This is a genomic window from Microbulbifer magnicolonia (assembly GCF_035117725.1).
Classification (GTDB): domain Bacteria; phylum Pseudomonadota; class Gammaproteobacteria; order Pseudomonadales; family Cellvibrionaceae; genus Microbulbifer; species Microbulbifer magnicolonia.
This window is the reverse complement of record NZ_JAYEFD010000002.1, coordinates 457,608-475,787: the sequence shown is the minus strand read 5'-3', so window position 1 is coordinate 475,787 and position 18,180 is coordinate 457,608. Positions and strand designations below refer to the sequence as shown.

Here is an 18,180-nt window from a genome sequence, read left to right as displayed (position 1 = left end):
CCGCCACTTAATAAAAAAGAGATACAGGCGAGATATGAGCGTTACCCGATTTCTCCTGCCCGCAATCCTGGCCGCGCTGCCCTGTCTGGCCAGCGCCAAGGTCGAGCTACTCGACACTCCCGCCCTGCCAAGCGCCAGTGCCGACACCGCGTTGATGATGGCCCTGAGCCCCCATAACGGCGGCTACCTGGTCTCCGGCGAGCGCGGCCTGCTGCTGCAGTGGCAGCCGTCCGGCGAGTGGCAGCAGCTGCAGACCCCGGTCAGCGTCGCCCTGACCGGCCTGGCGACACTGGCCGACGGCCGTGCATTTGCCGTCGGCCACGACGCCGCGATACTGCGGCGGGCTGCTGATGGCCGCTGGCAGAAGATCTTCGACGGCTACGACCTGACGCGCATGCAGATTGCCGCGCTGGAAAGCCGCCGCGACGCGCTGCAGCAAGCGCTCGACAATCCGCCGGCGGATGCGGATATCGGCGAGCTGGAGTTCCAGCTGGAGGAGACCGGTATCAATATCGAGGACGCCCAGGCCGAAATGCAGAGCGGCCCCAACAAGCCGCTGCTGGCGATCGCCGGCAGCGGCAGCAACCTGTTTGCCGTGGGCGCCTATGGCAGCTTCCTGAAGAGCGCTGACGGCGGTGACAGCTGGCAGCTGCAGAGCGGCAAGCTCGACAACCCCGACCGCTTCCACCTGAACGCCGTTACCGCAACCGGCGACGGCAGCCTCTATATCGTTGGCGAGAGCGGCACCGGCTTTGTCTCCCGCGACGGCGGCGACAGCTGGGCGCGCATGGATCTGCCCTACGGCGGCAGCCTGTTCGGTGTCGCCGCACAACCGCATTCCCGAAACCTGGTGGCCTACGGCCTGCAGGGCAATCTGCTGATCTCCCGCGATGGCGGCGAGACTTGGACCCATCACCATATCGACGCCGGCGCCAGCCTGCTCGGCGGCACCGTGACCGACAGCGGCGAGGTCTACCTGGTGGGCCACGGCGGCCTGGTGGTGAGTTTCCCGATCGATGATCCCGGCGCACTCGCAGTGCGCAAGCACCCGTCCGGCGCCGCGCTGTCCGCGGTCGCGGCCGACGGCGACAAACTGATTCTGGCGGGCCAGTTCGGCATTACTGTCTGGGACCAGCGTGCGTGGAATAAGAAAGAGGTATCAGGCGATGCAGAATAATTCCAGCAATCCGTCCCGAATCGAGCAGTTCTTCGAGCGCCTGGTATTCGGTTACCGCCCGGCGGTGCTGGCGATCCTCGTCGCGCTGCTGTCCTTCCTGACCTGGCAGGGCTTGCAGGTGCGCCCGGAGGCCAGCTTCACCAAAATGATTCCGGGCAACCACGAATTCATCAACAACTACATGGACTACCGCAAGGAGCTGGCGGATCTCGGCAATGTGGTGCGCATCGTCGTCGAGAGCAAAGACGGCGATATCTTCACGCCCGAGTTCCAGCAGGTCCTGCAACAGGTGACCGACGAAGTCTTCTACGTGCCGGGCGTCAACCGCGACGGCCTCAAGTCCCTGTGGACGCCGAACGTGCGCTGGCAGGAAGTGACCGAGGAGGGCTTTGTCGGCGGCGCGGTGATTCCGAACGGCTACGACGGTTCCGCGGCCATGGTCGCGAAACTGAAGGAAAACGTGTTCAAGTCCGGCCAGGTGGGCGTGCTGGTCGGCAATAATTTCCAGTCCGCCGTGATCCTGGCACCGCTGCAGGACGTGAATCCGGAAACCGGCCAGCCGCTCAACTACCGCGAACTGTCCGACTACCTGGAACAGAATGTCCGCGATAAATACAGCAGCGACACTGTGCAGATCCGCATCGTCGGCTTCGCCAAGGTGATCGGCGATCTGATCGACGGCGCCGTGCAGGTGGTCATGTTCTTCGGTCTGGCGGTGCTGATTACCTTCGCACTGCTGTGGGGCTATTCCCGCTGCCTGCGCAGCACCTTCGCCGTGCTCGCCTGCTCCATCTTCGCGGTCTTCTGCCAGCTGGGTGTGCTGAACCTGCTCGGCTACGGCATCAACCCCTACTCGATGCTGGTGCCCTTCCTGGTATTCGCCATCGGCGTCAGCCACGGGGTGCAGATCATCAGCGCCACCATCCACAACGTCGTGCGCGGCGCGGACAAGTTCGATGCGGCGAAGCTGGCCTTCCGCTCCCTGTACGTGGCCGGCATTACCGCGCTGGTCAGTGACGCCATCGGCTTCACCACGCTGATGGTGATCGATATCGGTGTGATCCGCGAGCTGGCGATCGCCGCCAGTATCGGTGTGGCGGTGATTATCGTCACCAACCTGGTGGCGCTGCCGATCATCGCCAGCTATATCGGTGTCTCCGACGCCGGCGTGCGCTACGCGCGCGCGCGCGCCGACCAGCCGACCCTGGTGGAGCGGCTCTTTGCCGGCTTCGCGCGCCCGCAAAAAGCCAAGGCGGTACTGGCGATCGCGCTGGTCCTGGTCGGCGCCGGCGCCTGGTACTCGCAGTACATGAAGATCGGCGACCTGGATGCCGGCGCGCCGGAACTGCGCCCGGACTCCCGCTACAACCGCGACAACGCCTACCTGGTGGACAACTACAGCACCAGCACCGACGTGTTCGTGGTGATGGCCAAGACCGAGGCCGAGCAGTGCATCGCCTACGGCAACCTGGTGTGGATGGACCAGCTGGCCGCGCACCTCGGCAATGTGCCCGGCGTGCAGAAGGTGGCTTCCGTTGCCGACGTGTCCAAGTTCGGCAACTTCGGCATGAACGAGGGCTCGCTGAAATGGTACGGCCTGAACCGCAACCAGTTCGTCACCAACGCTTCCGTGGCCAAGGCGCCGCCCGGGCTGATCAACGCCGACTGCAGCATGGCGCCGGTGCTGGTATTCCTGAACGACCACAAGGCCGAGACCCTCGACCAGGTCGTGGCCGCCGTGCGCCACTTCAATGAAGAATTCGCGCCGGACTCGGTGGAATTCCTGATGGCCGCCGGCAACGCCGGTATCGAGTCGGCCACCAACAGCGTGATCGAAAAAGCGCAGGTGGAAATGCTGATCTGGGTCTACGGCGTGGTGATCGCGCTCTGCCTGCTGACCTTCCGCTCCCCGCGCATCGTGCTGGCGGTGGTGCTGCCGCTGATGCTGACCTCGATCCTCGGCCAGGCGCTGATGGCGCTGATGGGCATCGGCGTCAAGGTGGCGACCCTGCCGGTGATCGCGCTGGGTGTGGGTATCGGCGTGGACTACGGCATCTACATTTTCAGCAAGGTGCGCGAGGCGCTGGCACAGGGCAAATCCCTGTTGGAATCCTACGCCTACACGCTGCACCAGACCGGTAAGGCCGTGGCCTTTACCGGCATCACCCTGGCCATTGGCGTGGCCACCTGGGTCTTCTCGCCGATCAAGTTCCAGGCGGATATGGGCCTGCTGCTGACCTTTATGTTCGTGTGGAACATGCTCGGCGCCCTGGTGCTGGTACCGGCCATCGCCTGGCTGTTGCGCATCGGCGCCGACAACACTGCCCAAGTGGAGCCGCGGAATTCACAACAGACAGGCCGCGTAGAGCGCAAACCCGCCGAGCGCACTGTAGTGGAAGAAACTGCATAACAGAGTGTGGGAGCCTGCCCTGCAGGGCTGGCTCCCACAGCGGAATCCTCGTTAACTTTTTGCCGACTATGGTCGAAACCTCGCCGCAGGAGAAAACAATGAAAATAAAATACGACTACATCATCATCGGCGCCGGCTCCGCCGGCTGTGTGCTGGCCAATCGCCTGTCCGAGAACGGCAAATACTCGGTGTGCGTGCTGGAGGCCGGACGGGACGGCAGCGCGTCGCCGATGGTCAACATCCCCGGCGCCTTCGCCGCGCACATGTTTATCAAGAAGTACAACTGGGCCTACAACGGCAAGCCGGACCCGAAACTGCGCCGCGGCCAGCCGATTTTCTCGCCGCGCGGCAAGGCCCTCGGCGGCAGTTCGGCGGTCAACGCCATGCTCTACGTGCGCGGCCAGCAAGAGGACTACGACGAGTGGGCCGCGCTCGGCAACGAGGGCTGGTCCTATCGCGACCTGCTGCCCTATTTCAAGAAATCCGAGCACCACGAAAAGTTCGCCGGCAACGACTATCACGGCAACAACGGCAACCTGCATATCAGCGCCCCGGACACGGCGGCGTACCCGATGTCCCGCGCCTTTGTCGAGGCGGCGCAGCAGGCCGGCTGCAAATACAGCGACGACTTCAACGGTGCCGAGCAGGAGGGCGTGGGCTACTTCCACCTGAACATCAAGGACGGCCGCCGCTTCGGCGCCGCCGCCGCCTACCTGAAGCCGGCAATGGGCCGCGGCAACCTGACGGTGCTGACCGAAGCCCAGGTGAAAAAAATCGTGCTGGACGGCGACCGCGCGGTGGCGGTGGAACTGTGCCACAAAGGCAGCGATCTGAAACTGGAAGCGGAGCGCGAGATCATCCTCAGCGGCGGCGCGATCAATTCGCCGCAGCTGCTGCAGCTGTCCGGTATCGGCGACAGCGCGCACCTGCAATCCCTGGGTATCGAGTGCCTGCACCAGCTGCCAGGCGTGGGCAAGAACCTGCAGGAGCATGTGGACGCCTGCGTGCTGGTCAGCAGCAAGATCAACAACGGCTTCACCGCATCCCTGAGCGGCCTGCTGAAGATGCTGCCGGACACGCTGAAATATGCCGTCAGCAAAAAGGGCAAGCTGGCCAAGTCGATCACCGAGGCCGGCGGCTTTATCAAGTCCTCCGATGACGTCGAGCGCCCGGACGTGCAGCTGCATATGCTGCCGCTGCTATTCGACGACTGCGGCCGCGACCTGAAACTGATGGCCAGGCCCGGCTATTCCGTGCATGTGTGCGTGCTGCGCCCCAAGAGTTCCGGCAGCGTGATGATCAACTCCGCCGATCCCTTCGCCGCGCCGGAAATCGATTACAACTTCTTCGCCCACGAGCAAGACCGCAAAGTGATGGTGAACGGCATCCGCCGCGTGCGCGAAATTCTCGCCGCCGCGGCCTTCGACGAATACCGCGGCGAGGAACTCCACCCGGGCGCCGGCTGCCAGTCCGACGAGGAGATCTTCGCCAGGGTGCAGGAGAAGGTCGGCCTGGTGTTCCACCCGGTGGGCACCTGCAAGATGGGCACTGACGAGCAGGCGGTGGTGGATCCACAGCTGCGCGTGCACGGCCTCAAGTGCCTGCGCGTGGTGGACGCCTCCATCATGCCCAGGTTGATCAGCGGCAACACCAACGCGCCCACCATCGCCATCGCCGAAAAGGCCGCCGACATGATTCTCCAGGAACCCAATACCGCCGCCACCCTGGCGGCGGAAACAGCGCTGGCAGACTGATCCCGCGCCAAACCATTTTCTCTCCGGCCTTGTTGGCCGTCGCTTCTGGCGCCTCTCCGTCTCTGGTGGAGGCGCCTTTTTTTTAGGTTTACCTCGAACCGGCACCGCCGCACCCCACATCGTTTCGGCATGAACTAGGTTATCTATATCTGTGCCGACCGGGACAAACACGTGAAAACCAAATTCGACTATATCGTCGTCGGCGCCGGCTCTGCTGGCTGCGTGCTGGCCGACCGCCTGAGCGCCAGCGGCAAATATTCGGTGTGCGTGCTGGAAGCGGGCCCGCCCGGCCGCGTGCCCATGGTCTCCATCCCCGGCTTCTTCGCCTATTTCATGTTTTCCAAGAAGTACAACTGGGCCTACGACGCCAAGCCTGACCCCAAGCTGCGCCACGGCCAGCCGATTTTCACACCGCGCGGCAAGACCCTCGGTGGCAGCTCTGCCATCAACGGTATGCTCTATGTGCGCGGCCAGAAGGAGGACTACGATCACTGGGCAGCGCTCGGTAATGAGGGCTGGTCCTTCAGCGATATGCTGCATTACTTCAAGAAATCCGAGCACCACGAAACCATGGGTGGCACCGAGTATCACGGCACCGGCGGCCCACTGAATGTCAGTACCGCGCTGCCGGAATATCCGATGTCAGAGGCTTTTGTGATCGCCGCGCAGCAGGCGGGCTTCAAGTATTCGGAAGACTTCAACGGCGCGGATCAGGAGGGTGTTGGTTACTACCACCTCAATATCAAACACGGCCGCCGCTTCAGTGCCAGATCCTCTTTCCTGAAGCCGGCACTGCACAGGAAAAACCTGACCGTACTCACGAACGCCCACGTCAAGCAGGTGTTGCTGGAAGACGGCCGCGCCACTGCCGTGGAGCTGCGCCACCACAACGCGGACCTGAGGCTTGAGGCAGCGCGTGAAATTATCCTGAGTGCCGGCGCCCTCAATTCGCCGCAACTATTGCAGTTGTCTGGCATCGGCGATCCGGAGCACCTGAAATCGCTAGGCATCGATTGCCTGCACCCGCTGCCCGGGGTGGGCAGGAACCTGCAGGAACACGTGGATGCCTGTGTGCTGGTGAAGAGCCACCTCAACAACGGCGTTACCATGTCGGTTACGGGGCTGCTGAAAATGGCGCCGGACACCATCAAATACCTGTTCACCCGGAAAGGAAAGCTGGCCAAATCGATCACCGAGGCCGGCGGTTTTATCAAGTCGCGGGATGACGAGGAGCGCCCCGACGTGCAACTGCACTTGCTGCCGCTGCTGTATGACGACAGCGGCCGTGACCTGAAGCTGATGTCAAAGCCGGGCTTCTCCATTCACGTGTGCGTGCTGCGCCCGAAGAGTTGCGGCACCGTGATGATCCGCTCAAAAGACCCGTTCGCCGCGCCGGAGATCGACTACAACTTTTTTGCGTACCCGGAGGATATCCAGGTCATGGTCGACGGCATCCGCCAGGCACGCAAAATACTGGCCGCCCCGGCATTCGAAAAATACCGCGTCGAGGAAATGCACCCGGGACCCGACTGCGAAACCGATGAAGCCATTTTCCGCAAGGTGCAGGAGCGGGTAGGGATCGTTTATCACCCGGTGGGCACCTGCAAGATGGGCACCGACGACGAAGCCGTAGTCGATCCGCAATTGCGTGTGCGCGGCGTGCAGGGCCTGCGCGTCGTGGATGCCTCGATCATGCCGACGCTGATCAGCGGCAATACCAATGCACCGACCATCGCCATCGCGGAGAAGGCGGCGGATATGATTCTGGGGAAAGGGGGCTAGCTTCGGTAGGGTGCGCCGTGCGCACCGTTATCCTGCGGTGCGCACGGCGCACCCTACGCGCTGGATTCCGAATGACGAGAGTTTTTAGTTCGCAGGATGGGCAAAGGCGCGCAGCGACGTGCCCATCAGGAATGCTCAGGCACTGGCCGCGTGCGTAACCCGAAACTCTCCCGGCGTACAGCCGGTCCAGCGCTTGAACGCGCGGTTGAAATTGGCCACCGAGGCGAAACCCACCAGGTAACCGATTTCTCCCAGTGACAGGTGTGGCTGGTCGATATACTCCAGCGCCAGCTTCTTGCGCGTGTGCTCGAGGATTTCCTTGTAGCTGGTGCCCCGCTCGTTGAGCTTGCGCTGCAGGTTGCGCAGGCTCATGCCGAGTTCCTCGGCGACTTCCTGCTGGGTCGGTGCGCCGAGGGACAGGCGCTCGTAGATCTTGCACCGGACCAGGTTGGCCAGGTCGCTCCTGTCGATGCGCGACAGATATTCGTCGAGCATCTTCTCGTGACTCTGGGTCAGCATCAGGTTGTGCGCGAGCAATTTCTTCGAGGCCTGCTCCCGGTCGAATACGATGGCGTCGTGTTGCGAGTTGAAATGCAGCTCGCAACCGAAAAATTTCTTCAGGTATTCGTCACCCTGCTCGGGTTCGGGCGCCCGGAAATAAACCGCCAGCGGCCGCAGGCCGGTCTCGACCGCCTCGCGACCAAACTTCACCAGCGTGGCCAGGAAAACTTCGATTTCCCGCTGGCCGAGCGTCGGTTTGCCCGTGCCTTCGCAATACCAGGTCACTACGCGCAGCGTCAGTCCGCTGGCATCTTCAGAAATTTCCAGCCGGCAGGCATCGGAAACGATGCGCTTGTAGCGCGCGATGCGCTCCAGGCCATCCTTCAGCGAAGCTGATGACATCATTGCGTAGCCGAGTGCGTGGAACATCCCGGGATGGAAGTGCTCGGCAACCTGAATAGTGAAATCCTTTCTCGGCATGCGCGCGTTGCAATAGTCGATCACCCTGGCCAGCTTGGTCACGGCGATCCTGGATTCCTGGTTTTCGAGATCGTCGGCGGTAACGCCGCACTCGTTGAGCGCCTGCTCCGCGTCAATATTGTTGGCCTGCATGGCTTTGGACATGGGGATCACCCAGCCGCTCAGCGCTGCAACGTTTTCGTGTTCCAACATGATCTTCCTATGGTTGTCTCGTTAGCCCCGGGAAGGCTAAGCCCCGGAAAGACTAAGCCCTGGAAAGACTAAGCCCTGGAAAGACTAAGCCCTGGAAAGACCAGGGGAGTACAAAAAATGATCAGACCCGCATTTTAACCGATGTGCACGTCAGCACAATAGATTGGCGCGCACTGCAATTTCCATTTGTTCACGGCTGCGTCATGTTGTCGCCAACAAGGTTGAGCACATATTCGTCAGTGATGACGCCACCCGCGCAGTCGGGATTTATTGGGTGTTTTTGGCTCAACAATGCGGTAAAGAGAGAACAAAATGCTTAAAAATACGATTGCATCCGTCGGCCTCGGCGCATTGATGGTCACCGGCGCCACGGCGGCGCTCGGTGCTGCGACCGGGCCTGAACCGAAACAGGCCACTGCGGCTACCAAGGCCTACCAACAGTCTGTCCGTCAAAGCCTGCCGTTTTCCGATACCAAAGATTTCGAGTTGGTCGAAAAAGGCCTGCTCAAGCGCCCCGCGGCGGTAGAGATCAAGGACGAACAGGGCAACGTGGTCTGGAACCTGGGCAGCTATGACTACCTTGCCGGTGACCAGTCACACGAAACGATAAACCCCAGCCTCGAGCGCCAGGCCAAGCTCAATATGGCGTACGGCCTGTTCAAGGTCACTGACCGTATCTACCAGGTGCGTGGTTACGATCTCGCCAACATCACCTTCATCGCCGGCGATACCGGCTGGATCGTGATCGACCCGCTGCTGACCCCGGCCACGGCCAAAGCCGCGTTCAAACTGGTCACCGAGGTGCTCGGCGAGCGGCCGGTGCACGCAGTGATCTACAGCCACGCCCACGTCGACCACTTCGGTGGGGTTAAGGGTATCGTCAGCCAGGCCGATGTCGACTCCGGCAAGGTGCAGGTGATCGCGCCGCGCGGCTTTATGGAGCATGCGGTGAAGGAAAACGTACTGGCCGGCAATGCGATGACCCGCCGCGCCACCTACCAGTACGCCAACATCCTGCCGAAGGGGCCAAAAGGGCAGGTGGATTCGGCGATCGGCAAGGGTATATCTACCGGTGTGATGGGCCTGATCGCACCCACGCGCACCATCGAGCAGGACGAGGAAACCCTGGTCATCGACGGTATCGAGATGCGCATGCAGAACACGCCGGATACCGAATCCCCGGCGGAAATGAACACCTACTTCCCTCAGTTCAAGGCGCTGTGGACCGCGGAAAACGTGACCGGCACCCTGCACAACGTTTACACGCTGCGCGGTGCGCAGATACGCGATGCCCAGGGCTGGAGCAAATACATCAACCAGCTGGTGCACGGCTATGGCAAGCAGGCCGAAGTGATGTTCGCCTCCCACAGCTGGCCGCGTTGGGGTAATGGATACCTGACCGAAGTGCTGAAAAAACAGCGCGACCTGTACGGCTACCTGCACGACCAGACCCTGAACCTGGCCAACAAGGGTGTGACCATCAACGAGATTCAGGACCAGATCACCGTGCCGGACAGCCTCGCGCACGAGTGGTACAACCGCGGCTATCACGGCTCCTACAAGCACAACGCGCGCGGCATCATCAACAAGTACCTCGGCTACTTCGACATGAACCCGGCCAACCTGAACCCGCTGAGCCCGGCGGATTCCGCACCGCGCTATGTCGAGGCGATGGGCGGCGCCGAGGCGGTGATGAACCTGGCGCGCAAGGCCTACGACAAGGGCGATTACCGCTGGGCCGCGGAAGTGCTCAACAACCTGGTGTTTGCCGAGCCGAACAACCAGCCAGCGCGCAACCTGCAGGCGGATATTTTCGAGCAGATGGGCTACCAGGCGGAGAACAGCGGCTGGCGCAACGTCTACCTGGTTGCGGCCTACGAGCTGCGCAACGGCGTGCCTACGAATGCGCGGGCCACCAAGGCCGGCCCGGATATGGTCCGCGCGATGAGCACCGAGCTGCTGTTCGATTTCCTCGGTGTGAAGCTGGATGCGAAAAAGGCCGAAGGCAAGGCATTTGCCATCAACTTCGTGCTGCCGGACCGCAGTGAATCCTTTCTGCTGGAGCTGGAAAACTCGCACCTGAACAACATCGCCGGCGTGCAGAGCAAAGATGCGGATGTGACCGTCACTATCAACCGCAGTGACCTGGACCTGCTGTTCACCCGGCAGAAGCCGTTCCCGGAACTGGTGAAGTCCGGTGCACTGAAAATGGATGGCAATCAGCAGACCTTCGTGCAGCTGATGACGATGCTGGAGGAGTTCCCCTTCTGGTTCAACGTCGTCACGCCGTAAGCGGGTTTTACATCTGGGCTCCTGTAGGGTGCGCCGTGCGCACCGATACCACCGGCATCCGCATCGGAGCCGGTCGGTGCGCACGGCGCACCCTACCCAGCGATCCAGGCGCTGTGCAAAAGTAAAAATTTTGACATTCTGGGCGACGGGCCTGGAGGCACAATAACCGCTGCCCGCAGAGCAGTCCCGCCCTTCGCGGCCATGCGCGCGGGGCGGGAACCCACCAGTGACCGGCGTCCGCAGGGATTTGTCAGCACTGAAAATCTACCGGCCCCAGTCGGCGCCACCGAATTCCGGCACCCCCGGTGCCCCTAACGATTGATGAGCGAGGTAAGAGAATAATAATGAGCGCACAAACACTGAATCCACAGTTCCGCAACGCCGCGGAGTTTATCGAATTCCACTGCAGCAGGTTTGCCGACCAGCCGGCCTACCACTGCCTGGGCCAGACGCTGACCTTCGCCGAACTCGAGGAGAAATCCCGCAACCTGGCCAAGTGGCTGCAGCACGAGTGCGGCCTGCAGCAGGGCGACCGCATCGCGATCCAGCTGCCGAACCTGATCCAGTACCCGATCGCCGCCTACGCCGCGCTGCGCGCCGGGCTGATCGTCGTCAACACCAACCCGCTGTACACGCCGCGGGAAATGAAGCACCAGTTCACCGATGCGGGCGTCAAGGCGCTGGTGATTTTTTCCGATGCACTGGAGCGGCTGGAATCCATCAAAGCTGACACCGAACTGGAACACATCCTGGTCACCGGCCCTGCCGACCTGATCAAGCCGCCGGCGGAAACGAAGCACGGTTACCATGACTTTGTCGGTGCGATTGAAAAAGGCACCCGCCTGCCGGACCTGCAACCGGTGAAAGCCGCACGCGAAGATATCGCCGTGCTGCAGTACACCGGCGGCACCACCGGTGTCGCCAAGGGCGCAGCCCTGACCCACGCCAACATCCTCGCCAATGCCGCGCAGATGGACCACCGCATCGGCCAGCGCTGCACAGAGGGCGAGGAGATCTTCGTCTGCCCGCTGCCGCTGTATCACATCTACGCCTTTACCGTGAACATGCTGGCGCTGTTCAGCATGGGGTCGATGAACATCCTGATCCCCAACCCGCGCGACCTGGACGGCTTCGTCAAAGCTATACAGCCGTTCAGGTTCACCGGCCTCGCCGGCATCAACACCCTGTTCGTCGGTCTCTGCCGCCACCCGCAGTTCCAGCAGCTGGACTTCTCCAGCCTGAAGGTCACCTTCTCCGGCGGCGCCGCCCTGACCAGCGCCGCGGCAAAACTGTGGCAGGAAACCACCGGCTGCCCGGTGACCGAGGGCTGGGGTTTGAGCGAGACCTCACCGGTGGCCACGCTGAACAACTTCGGCGCAGAGGAGCTCGGCACCGTCGGCGCGCCGCTGATCGAAACCAAAGTGGAAGCCTGGGACGAGGCTGGCAATAGAATGCCGGTGGGTGAGGTGGGCGAGCTGGTCATCAGCGGCCCGCAGGTGATGCAGGGCTACTGGCAGCGCCCCGAGGAGACCGCCAAGGTGATGCAGAACGGCTTCTTCCGCACCGGCGACATGGGCCTGGTGCAGGCCAACGGCAATATCAAGATCGTCGACCGCCTGAAGGACATGATCATCGTGTCCGGCTTCAACGTCTATCCCAACGAGGTCGAGGACGTGCTGAGCCGCCACCCGCAGATCGTCGAGGCCGCCGTGGTCGGCGCCCCGGACGACAAGACCGGCGAGGCCGTCTGCGCCCACGTGGTGCTGTCCGAAGAGGTTTCCACCCAGGAGATCATCGACTTCTGCCGCCAGGAACTCACCGCCTACAAGGTGCCCAGGCATGTGATCGTGCACAGCGAACTGCCGAAGTCCACCGTCGGCAAGATCCTGCGGCGCGAGCTGCGCGACCAGAAGGTGACGGCGAGTGCCTGATCCAGCTTGAGCGCCGCTCAATCGTCGAACCAAAACGCGGGCCCAGGCCCGCGTTTTTTATGGGCTGGGAAGCTGGATCGGGAGATGGGTATTCCGGCAGACGATGATCCAGGCCCGGAAAGCGTTTCTAAATCGATCCTACCGCACCAATTCCACACTTTTCTGCAGTTGAGCCCCCAGTTTGGTAATCTAGCTGGCTGATCCAAGGGCCGAAAACTGGTCATTCTTCCGCAAGCCACCAGACCTGGAGGAAAGGCCAGCCAATCAATTGGAGATCAATAAATGGACGCATCCCTTTCCGCGCTGCAGAGGGAACTCGATCGCCTGATCCAGTCAGTTCCCGACAGCGATATCGAATTCTGGTTTGCCCGTGACCTGCAGGCCCCGCTGGGCTACAGCCGCTGGGAGAACTTCGTGACCGCGATAGATCGGGCAATTTCTTCTTGTGAATCAACAGGTTACCGAGTTTCCGATCATTTTCGTGGCGTCACGAAAATGGTCCCCTGAAAAGCCGTGGAATCAGGCCCGAAGGATTGCCGCCGGAAGAAGACTTGAAAAAGCTGGAGCGCCGAGTGAAGTCCGAAGAGAAAAAGCTCGCTAAACGCGCAGCAAAATTGCCGGGCCGTGATCAGTGATTCACAGTTCGGTGTAGAAGCCATTTGGTGCCGGAGTAAAAGCTATGGACATCAAACCGATCAGAACCGATGCCGACTACCGCGCGGCATTGAAAGAGATCGAGGGCCTGATGAAGGCGCAGCCCGGCACCTCCGAGGGCGAAAAGCTGGATATGCTGGTGACCCTAGTGGAAGCCTTCGAAGCCAAACACTACCCCTTGGAGTTGCCGATCCGACGGAGTCCCTGATCAAGCCATCCAAGATCCGCGTTCGATAACCGTAGGGTGCGCCGCGCGCACCACCCAGGGGACCGGGTTGACCAGCGGATATCTCGTCGTACAGGCGCAACCCCGGAAACAAACAACAGAAATGCCCGAACAATAAAATGGAGTACAAAACGATGGCATCGCGGCCACTCAACTACCTGTCCATCCTCTTTCTATTCGCCTGCCTGCTGGCCCCCGCCACCTGGGCCGCCACCGCCACCGAACAGCTGCAGCGCATCATCGACGACCACTGGCAGTACAGCCTCAAAGAAGACCCCATCACCGCCGGCCGCATGGGCGTGCCCGACTACAACGACCGCCTGCCCGGCGTCGCCCCGCAAGACCGCGCCCGGCGCCTGAAAGCCGAGCAGCAGTTCCTCGCGCGCCTCAAGCAGATTGACGCGAGCCAGCTGAGCGAGTCCGACCGCGTCAACCACGAGCTGCTCACCTGGGTGCTGCGCAATTCCACCGAGGGCAACCAACTCTTTATCGACCGCATTCCGTTCAACACCTTCTACAGCTTCTGGACCGCCGCCCTGGAGGCCAACGACGGCCTGGCCATGACGAAGGTGAAAGACTACGAGGACTACATCGCGCGCATCCAGGATTTCGGCCGCTACTTCGACGAGAACATCGCCAATATGCGCCAGGGCATCGAGGACGGCTTCGTGCTGCCGAAGATCGTCGTCGAGGGCGTGGCGCCGACCGTGCGCGCGCAGGTCAAGGCAGACCCGACCAAGAGCAAGCTCTACGAGCCCTTCGAGAATATGCCCGCGACCATACCGGCCAAAGAGCAGCAGCGCCTGCGCGCCCAGGGCCAGCAGGCGATCAAGCAAGCCGCCATACCCGCCTTCGCCCGCGTCGCCGACTTCCTCGAGGGCGACTACCTACAGGCCGCCACCGACTCCCTCGCCGCGCAAGACCTGCCCGGCGGCAAGGACTACTACCGCCACGCGATCAACACCTACGTCACCCTGGACATGGACCCGGCGGAAATCCACCGGATCGGCCTCAGTGAAGTGAAGCGCATCCGCGCGGAAATGGACCAGCTGATTAAGGACAGCGGCTTCAAGGGCAGCTTCGAGGAATTCACCGAATTCCTGCGCACCGATCCCCAGTTCTACGCCAAGACGCCGAAGGACCTGCTCAAGGAAGCGTCCTACATCGCCAAGAAGATCGACTACCAGCTGCCGGAATTCTTCGGCAGGCTGCCGCGCCTGCCCTACGGTGTGGTGCCGGTGCCGGACGAAATCGCCCCCAACTACACCACCGCCTCCTACAACCCGGCCGCCATCGGCGGCACCCGCGGCGGCGCCTACTGGGTCAACACCCACGCGCTGGACCAGCGCCCGCTGTACGAACTGCCGGCCCTGACCCTGCACGAGTCCGTGCCCGGCCACCACCTGCAGGGCGCCCTGAGCCTGGAGCTGGAAAACGTCCCCGACTTCCGCCGCAACCTCTACCTCAGCGCCTTCGGCGAGGGCTGGGGCCTCTATTCGGAGCGCCTCGGCAAGGAGATGGACGATATCTACACCACCCCCTACGAACACTTCGGCCGCCTCAGCTACGAAATGTGGCGCGCCGCCCGCCTGGTACTCGACACCGGCATCCACTCCCAGGGCTGGACCCGCCAGCAGGCCCTGGACTTCCTCTCCGACAACACCTCCCTCTCAGACGCCAACGTGCGCGCCGAGGTAGACCGCTATATTTCCTGGCCGGGCCAAGCGCTTTCTTACAAGATGGGGGAGATCAAGATTCGGGAGTTGCGGGAGAGGGCTGAGAAGGCGCTTGGGGATAAGTTTGAATTGCGGGAATTCCACGATGCGGTGTTGGCGAATGGGGCGCTGCCGATGGAAATGTTGGAAGTGCAAATGGACCGCTTTATCGCCGAGCAAAAGAAGTCTTAATGCCTGACAACAAAGCCCGCCGTATTTTGGCGGGCTTTGTTGAAGACCCATCCGTTTAGACGATTCGAAAGTCTCTCTCCAGTCGCCGCCAGTGATCTACCAGCATCACTTTATGCTCGGGGTTCATCGGCGCCTGTTGGAGAAATTCCGGCCACAGGTTTCGCGCTTTTTTCAGCGTATCTTCCAGATGCGGCTCTATTGCCCGCCAGGGTACGCCAACAGATTCTGACCATGTCTCGAAATGGCCCAGCTGCATTCGGTACCAGTCTTTGTTGTCTGCCAGGTTGAGTGATATCTGGCTTTCATCCGGAATATACGCCTGGGTGTAGACAATGTCGTAGGCGGGGGCGAGCTCGGCGGTAATACGGTCGGGGTAGAGCAGGCTCCAGTTCTTCAGGTGTGCGTCGCCGTTGCCCAGCAAAATATTGACCAGCAGGCGCCGCGCCAGCTGTTGCACATTGGCCAGGCGGCGGCCGGTAAATTGATAGAGGACTCTGCCGATCTGCTCGAAATTTGCTGCACCGTATTTTTCGTGGGCGTATTTAAACAAGACCTGCGCTAAGTCTTCCGTGTGGATTCGCTGCCGTTGGGCATCCCGGTCAAAGCGGCGAATGGCGTAAGCGTGTGTTTCACTGGGGAGGTTGATCGGGGGCAGGTCCTGTAACTGATCCAGTGTTATCAGCCTCACCTCGGGAATATCAACGCCGGCAAGTTCTGCCAGTTTCATCGCCGTATATTCGTTGAGCGGCACATCTCTGTGGCGGGTCGAGGGCGTCTTTACGATCCATTCCCCGAGTCGGTCCGGTTGGGACACATTAAAGTGGCCGTCGGCCTCGAACATCGAGAACTTCATCTGCACGCCGGCCAGGGAAAAATGCGGCCGGCCGTCCAGCACCATACGCGGCACCGGCTCTACGCGCGTGCGGTGATTCAATACCCCTGGGGGAATCTGTTCGGGCGCTACCGGTTCCGCCATCAGGGCGCCGGGCAGGTCGGCGGCGAGCTGGGCAAATAGCGGGAACTCATTGTCTCTATGCATCTTGAGCATCTGCGCAAACCAATCCCGCAGCGCCCCTTCCGGCAGTAAGTTGGACAGCACCGGGTGCAGGCGCTGCTGTTTTATCCAGGGCGTTGCGAACAGGTTCTTGCTCGCAGGATGCCCGGCGCTGCCCGCCAGGGTAAGGGTCGGCCGCCCGGGATTGGCGATATAGTCAGGATCAAAAACCAGCACATTTTTGCCGCCCTGATAGCCGGCCAGATGGCCTACCGTGACGCCGTGCAATGAAAGCTTCAGTACCTCAACGGCTTCTGTCTCCAATTCCCTTTCCCCTGCTTCTCTTGCCGTTAATCCAGAATGTCGGACCAGGGGTCCTCATCCGCTTTAGCGCTTTTCTTGCCGGCTTTGTTATCGGGGCTGCCTGCCCGCAGGAGTTCCCTGACCGCGCGCAGCTTTTCCTTTGGCACCAATACCAGCTCCGCATCCAACCCCTCCGCAACCAGCTCCAGCGTGTCCAGACGGGGGTTCCCCTCCGCCTCTATGCGTTGGTACTGCTGCTGCTTCATGCCGATACGCAGCTTCATATCCTTCTGCTGCAGGCCCAGTGCCAGGCGGCGCTGTTTAATTTGTGAGGTCAATTTCACGATACTTGCCCGGAGAACAATATATAAGTTGTTCGAAGTGTATATACAGCTTTTTAGTTGTTCAACTATTAGAATACAACATATAAATTGTAATTTGGCATTTGGAGGTGTTCTGAAAGCAAAAACAACAAAAATGTTGTATTTCGCCCTGGCTGCCAATTCAGCTGCAGAACGTCCCTCAGCCCACCAGTCACCATTTCTAGGGCGCGCTGAACCTGGAACTGCAAAAACGTCCCCGACTTCCGTCGCAACCTCTACCTCAGCGCCTTCGGCGAGGGCTGGGGCCTCTGCTCGGAGCGCCTCGGCAAGGAGATGGACGATATCTACACCACCCCCTACGAACACTTCGACCGCCTCAGCTACGAAATGTGGCGCGCCGCCCGCCCGGTGCGCGACACCGGCATCCACTCCCAGGGCTGGACCCGCCAGCAGGCCCTGGACTTCCTCTCCGATAACACCTCCCTGTCAGACGCCAACGTGCGGGCGGAGGTGGACCGCTATATCTCCTGGCCGGGGCAGGCGCTGTCTTACAAGATGGGGGAGATTAAGATTCGGGAGTTGCGGGAGAAAGCAGAGAAAGAGCTTGGGGATCAGTTTGATCTGCGCGAGTTCCATGATGCGGTGTTGGCCAACGGTGCATTGCCGCTTTCGACGCTCGAGAGAGAGGTGACTCTTCTCGTTGCCAGAGAAAAGAGTCAATAAACTAGTAAACTTAAATAGCCCGTCGAAACCTTGGGAGGACCTTCACAATAGAAGTCTTAATCCTCCTCCCTGGTGCCGGTCAGAGCAGACCAAAAAAAACCCACATCGATCAGGTTGTAGGCTGTTGCGTGTGGGAGCCAAAATATTTCTAACTCAACCGGCGATCCGTTCAAGTATCTTTTGATGTTTTTATGTATCATCTATGGCTTTCGGCTAACAAAGCATCATCATGCTGAGATTCAAAATTAAAGAGCGTATCGCGGATAAGGAGTTCGCCGAGGGGCGAAGGGTGACCATAGGAGAAGTTGCGGAAGCGACGGGAATTCACCGAATGACCATCTCTAAGATGATTAATCAACGGGGATACAATACGGGAACGGAAAATCTTGACAAGTTATGTGCTTATTTCGAGTGTAGAGTCGAAGACCTGATTCAGCACATGCCTATGCTATTGACAAAAGCTGTTCAGAAAAATAAGTAGAAGAGGTATTACGAAGGTTTAGACTAGAATATATAAAATACTTAGCGTAA

At 60.8% G+C, this 18,180-nt stretch carries 13 protein-coding genes and 1 pseudogene; 11 read left to right on the top strand and 3 right to left on the bottom strand.

Annotation, left to right across the window (positions count from 1 at the left end):
• Nucleotides 1-34: 34 nt before the first annotated feature.
• The 4 genes from RRF64_RS11280 to RRF64_RS11265 all read left to right on the top strand — a co-directional run bounded on the left by RRF64_RS11280 (nt 35) and on the right by RRF64_RS11265 (nt 7,123).
• A complete protein-coding gene (locus RRF64_RS11280; RefSeq protein WP_323845983.1) occupies nt 35-1,177 on the top strand; it encodes a WD40/YVTN/BNR-like repeat-containing protein in 1,143 nt (380 codons plus the stop codon).
• Nucleotides 1,167-3,587 carry an efflux RND transporter permease subunit gene (locus RRF64_RS11275; protein WP_323845982.1) on the top strand — a complete coding sequence of 807 codons (2,421 nt, stop codon included), beginning with the start codon at nt 1,167-1,169 and terminating at the stop codon, nt 3,585-3,587. Before RRF64_RS11280 ends, RRF64_RS11275 begins: the two co-directional genes overlap by 11 nt.
• Nucleotides 3,588-3,685: 98 nt before the next feature.
• Entirely contained in the window at nt 3,686-5,341 is a 1,656-nt protein-coding gene (locus RRF64_RS11270; RefSeq protein ID WP_323845981.1) for a GMC family oxidoreductase, read from the top strand.
• 171 nt (nt 5,342-5,512) lie between these two features.
• Nucleotides 5,513-7,123, top strand: coding sequence for a GMC family oxidoreductase (locus RRF64_RS11265; protein WP_323845980.1), 1,611 nt, complete (start codon nt 5,513-5,515; stop codon nt 7,121-7,123).
• 135 nt (nt 7,124-7,258) lie between these two features.
• On the opposite strand, the gene RRF64_RS11260 is transcribed toward RRF64_RS11265, so the two are convergent.
• A complete protein-coding gene (locus RRF64_RS11260) occupies nt 7,259-8,296 on the bottom strand; it encodes an AraC family transcriptional regulator (RefSeq protein WP_323845979.1) in 1,038 nt (345 codons plus the stop codon).
• Between the two features lie 312 nt (nt 8,297-8,608).
• Here RRF64_RS11260 and RRF64_RS11255 point away from each other — a divergent pair, with 312 nt between their 5' ends.
• From RRF64_RS11255 to RRF64_RS11235, 5 genes are all read left to right on the top strand, one after another.
• On the top strand, nt 8,609-10,588 hold the full coding sequence (locus tag RRF64_RS11255; protein WP_323845978.1) for an alkyl/aryl-sulfatase: 1,980 nt from the start codon (nt 8,609-8,611) through the stop codon (nt 10,586-10,588).
• Between the two features lie 344 nt (nt 10,589-10,932).
• Nucleotides 10,933-12,519 (top strand): AMP-binding protein, encoded by a 1,587-nt coding sequence (locus RRF64_RS11250; protein ID WP_323845977.1) that lies wholly within the window; start codon nt 10,933-10,935, stop codon nt 12,517-12,519.
• Between the two features lie 282 nt (nt 12,520-12,801).
• Complete coding sequence (locus RRF64_RS11245) at nt 12,802-13,026, top strand: hypothetical protein (RefSeq protein WP_323845976.1); 225 nt, start codon at nt 12,802-12,804, stop codon at nt 13,024-13,026.
• A 172-nt stretch (nt 13,027-13,198) separates the two neighbouring features.
• The gene (locus RRF64_RS11240) at nt 13,199-13,381 is read left to right on the top strand and encodes a hypothetical protein (protein ID WP_479691296.1); all 183 of its coding nucleotides are present in this window, start codon (nt 13,199-13,201) and stop codon (nt 13,379-13,381) included.
• Nucleotides 13,382-13,518: 137 nt separating this feature from the next.
• The gene (locus RRF64_RS11235; protein ID WP_323845975.1) at nt 13,519-15,306 is read left to right on the top strand and encodes a DUF885 domain-containing protein; all 1,788 of its coding nucleotides are present in this window, start codon (nt 13,519-13,521) and stop codon (nt 15,304-15,306) included.
• Nucleotides 15,307-15,361: 55 nt separating this feature from the next.
• Here RRF64_RS11235 and RRF64_RS11230 read toward each other — a convergent pair whose 3' ends face one another.
• Together RRF64_RS11230 and RRF64_RS11225 are read right to left on the bottom strand one after the other, a co-directional pair.
• Nucleotides 15,362-16,624 (bottom strand): type II toxin-antitoxin system HipA family toxin, encoded by a 1,263-nt coding sequence (locus tag RRF64_RS11230; protein ID WP_323845974.1) that lies wholly within the window; start codon nt 16,622-16,624, stop codon nt 15,362-15,364.
• A gap of 26 nt (nt 16,625-16,650) precedes the next feature.
• Nucleotides 16,651-16,941 carry a helix-turn-helix domain-containing protein gene (locus RRF64_RS11225; protein ID WP_323845973.1) on the bottom strand — a complete coding sequence of 97 codons (291 nt, stop codon included), beginning with the start codon at nt 16,939-16,941 and terminating at the stop codon, nt 16,651-16,653.
• A gap of 291 nt (nt 16,942-17,232) precedes the next feature.
• Between RRF64_RS11225 and RRF64_RS11220 the strand changes: the two are divergent.
• Together RRF64_RS11220 and RRF64_RS18815 are read left to right on the top strand one after the other, a co-directional pair.
• Nucleotides 17,233-17,649, top strand: a pseudogene (locus RRF64_RS11220) (DUF885 domain-containing protein); the annotation flags it as partial.
• Between the two features lie 229 nt (nt 17,650-17,878).
• Nucleotides 17,879-18,130 (top strand): helix-turn-helix domain-containing protein, encoded by a 252-nt coding sequence (locus tag RRF64_RS18815; RefSeq protein WP_422732628.1) that lies wholly within the window; start codon nt 17,879-17,881, stop codon nt 18,128-18,130.
• Nucleotides 18,131-18,180 lie beyond the last annotated feature (50 nt).

Bases quoted from the DNA above. Each gene is read 5' to 3' on its own strand.
- RRF64_RS11280 (WP_323845983.1), top strand. From the start codon at position 35: ATGAGCGTTACCCGATTTCTCCTGCCCGCAATCCTGGCCGCGCTGCCC.
- RRF64_RS11275 (WP_323845982.1), top strand. From the start codon at position 1,167: ATGCAGAATAATTCCAGCAATCCGTCCCGAATCGAGCAGTTCTTCGAG.
- RRF64_RS11270 (WP_323845981.1), top strand. From the start codon at position 3,686: ATGAAAATAAAATACGACTACATCATCATCGGCGCCGGCTCCGCCGGC.
- RRF64_RS11260 (WP_323845979.1), bottom strand. From the start codon at position 8,296: ATGTTGGAACACGAAAACGTTGCAGCGCTGAGCGGCTGGGTGATCCCC.
- RRF64_RS11255 (WP_323845978.1), top strand. From the start codon at position 8,609: ATGCTTAAAAATACGATTGCATCCGTCGGCCTCGGCGCATTGATGGTC.
- RRF64_RS11250 (WP_323845977.1), top strand. From the start codon at position 10,933: ATGAGCGCACAAACACTGAATCCACAGTTCCGCAACGCCGCGGAGTTT.
- RRF64_RS11245 (WP_323845976.1), top strand. From the start codon at position 12,802: ATGGACGCATCCCTTTCCGCGCTGCAGAGGGAACTCGATCGCCTGATC.
- RRF64_RS11240 (WP_479691296.1), top strand. From the start codon at position 13,199: ATGGACATCAAACCGATCAGAACCGATGCCGACTACCGCGCGGCATTG.
- RRF64_RS11235 (WP_323845975.1), top strand. From the start codon at position 13,519: ATGGAGTACAAAACGATGGCATCGCGGCCACTCAACTACCTGTCCATC.
- RRF64_RS18815 (WP_422732628.1), top strand. From the start codon at position 17,879: ATGCTGAGATTCAAAATTAAAGAGCGTATCGCGGATAAGGAGTTCGCC.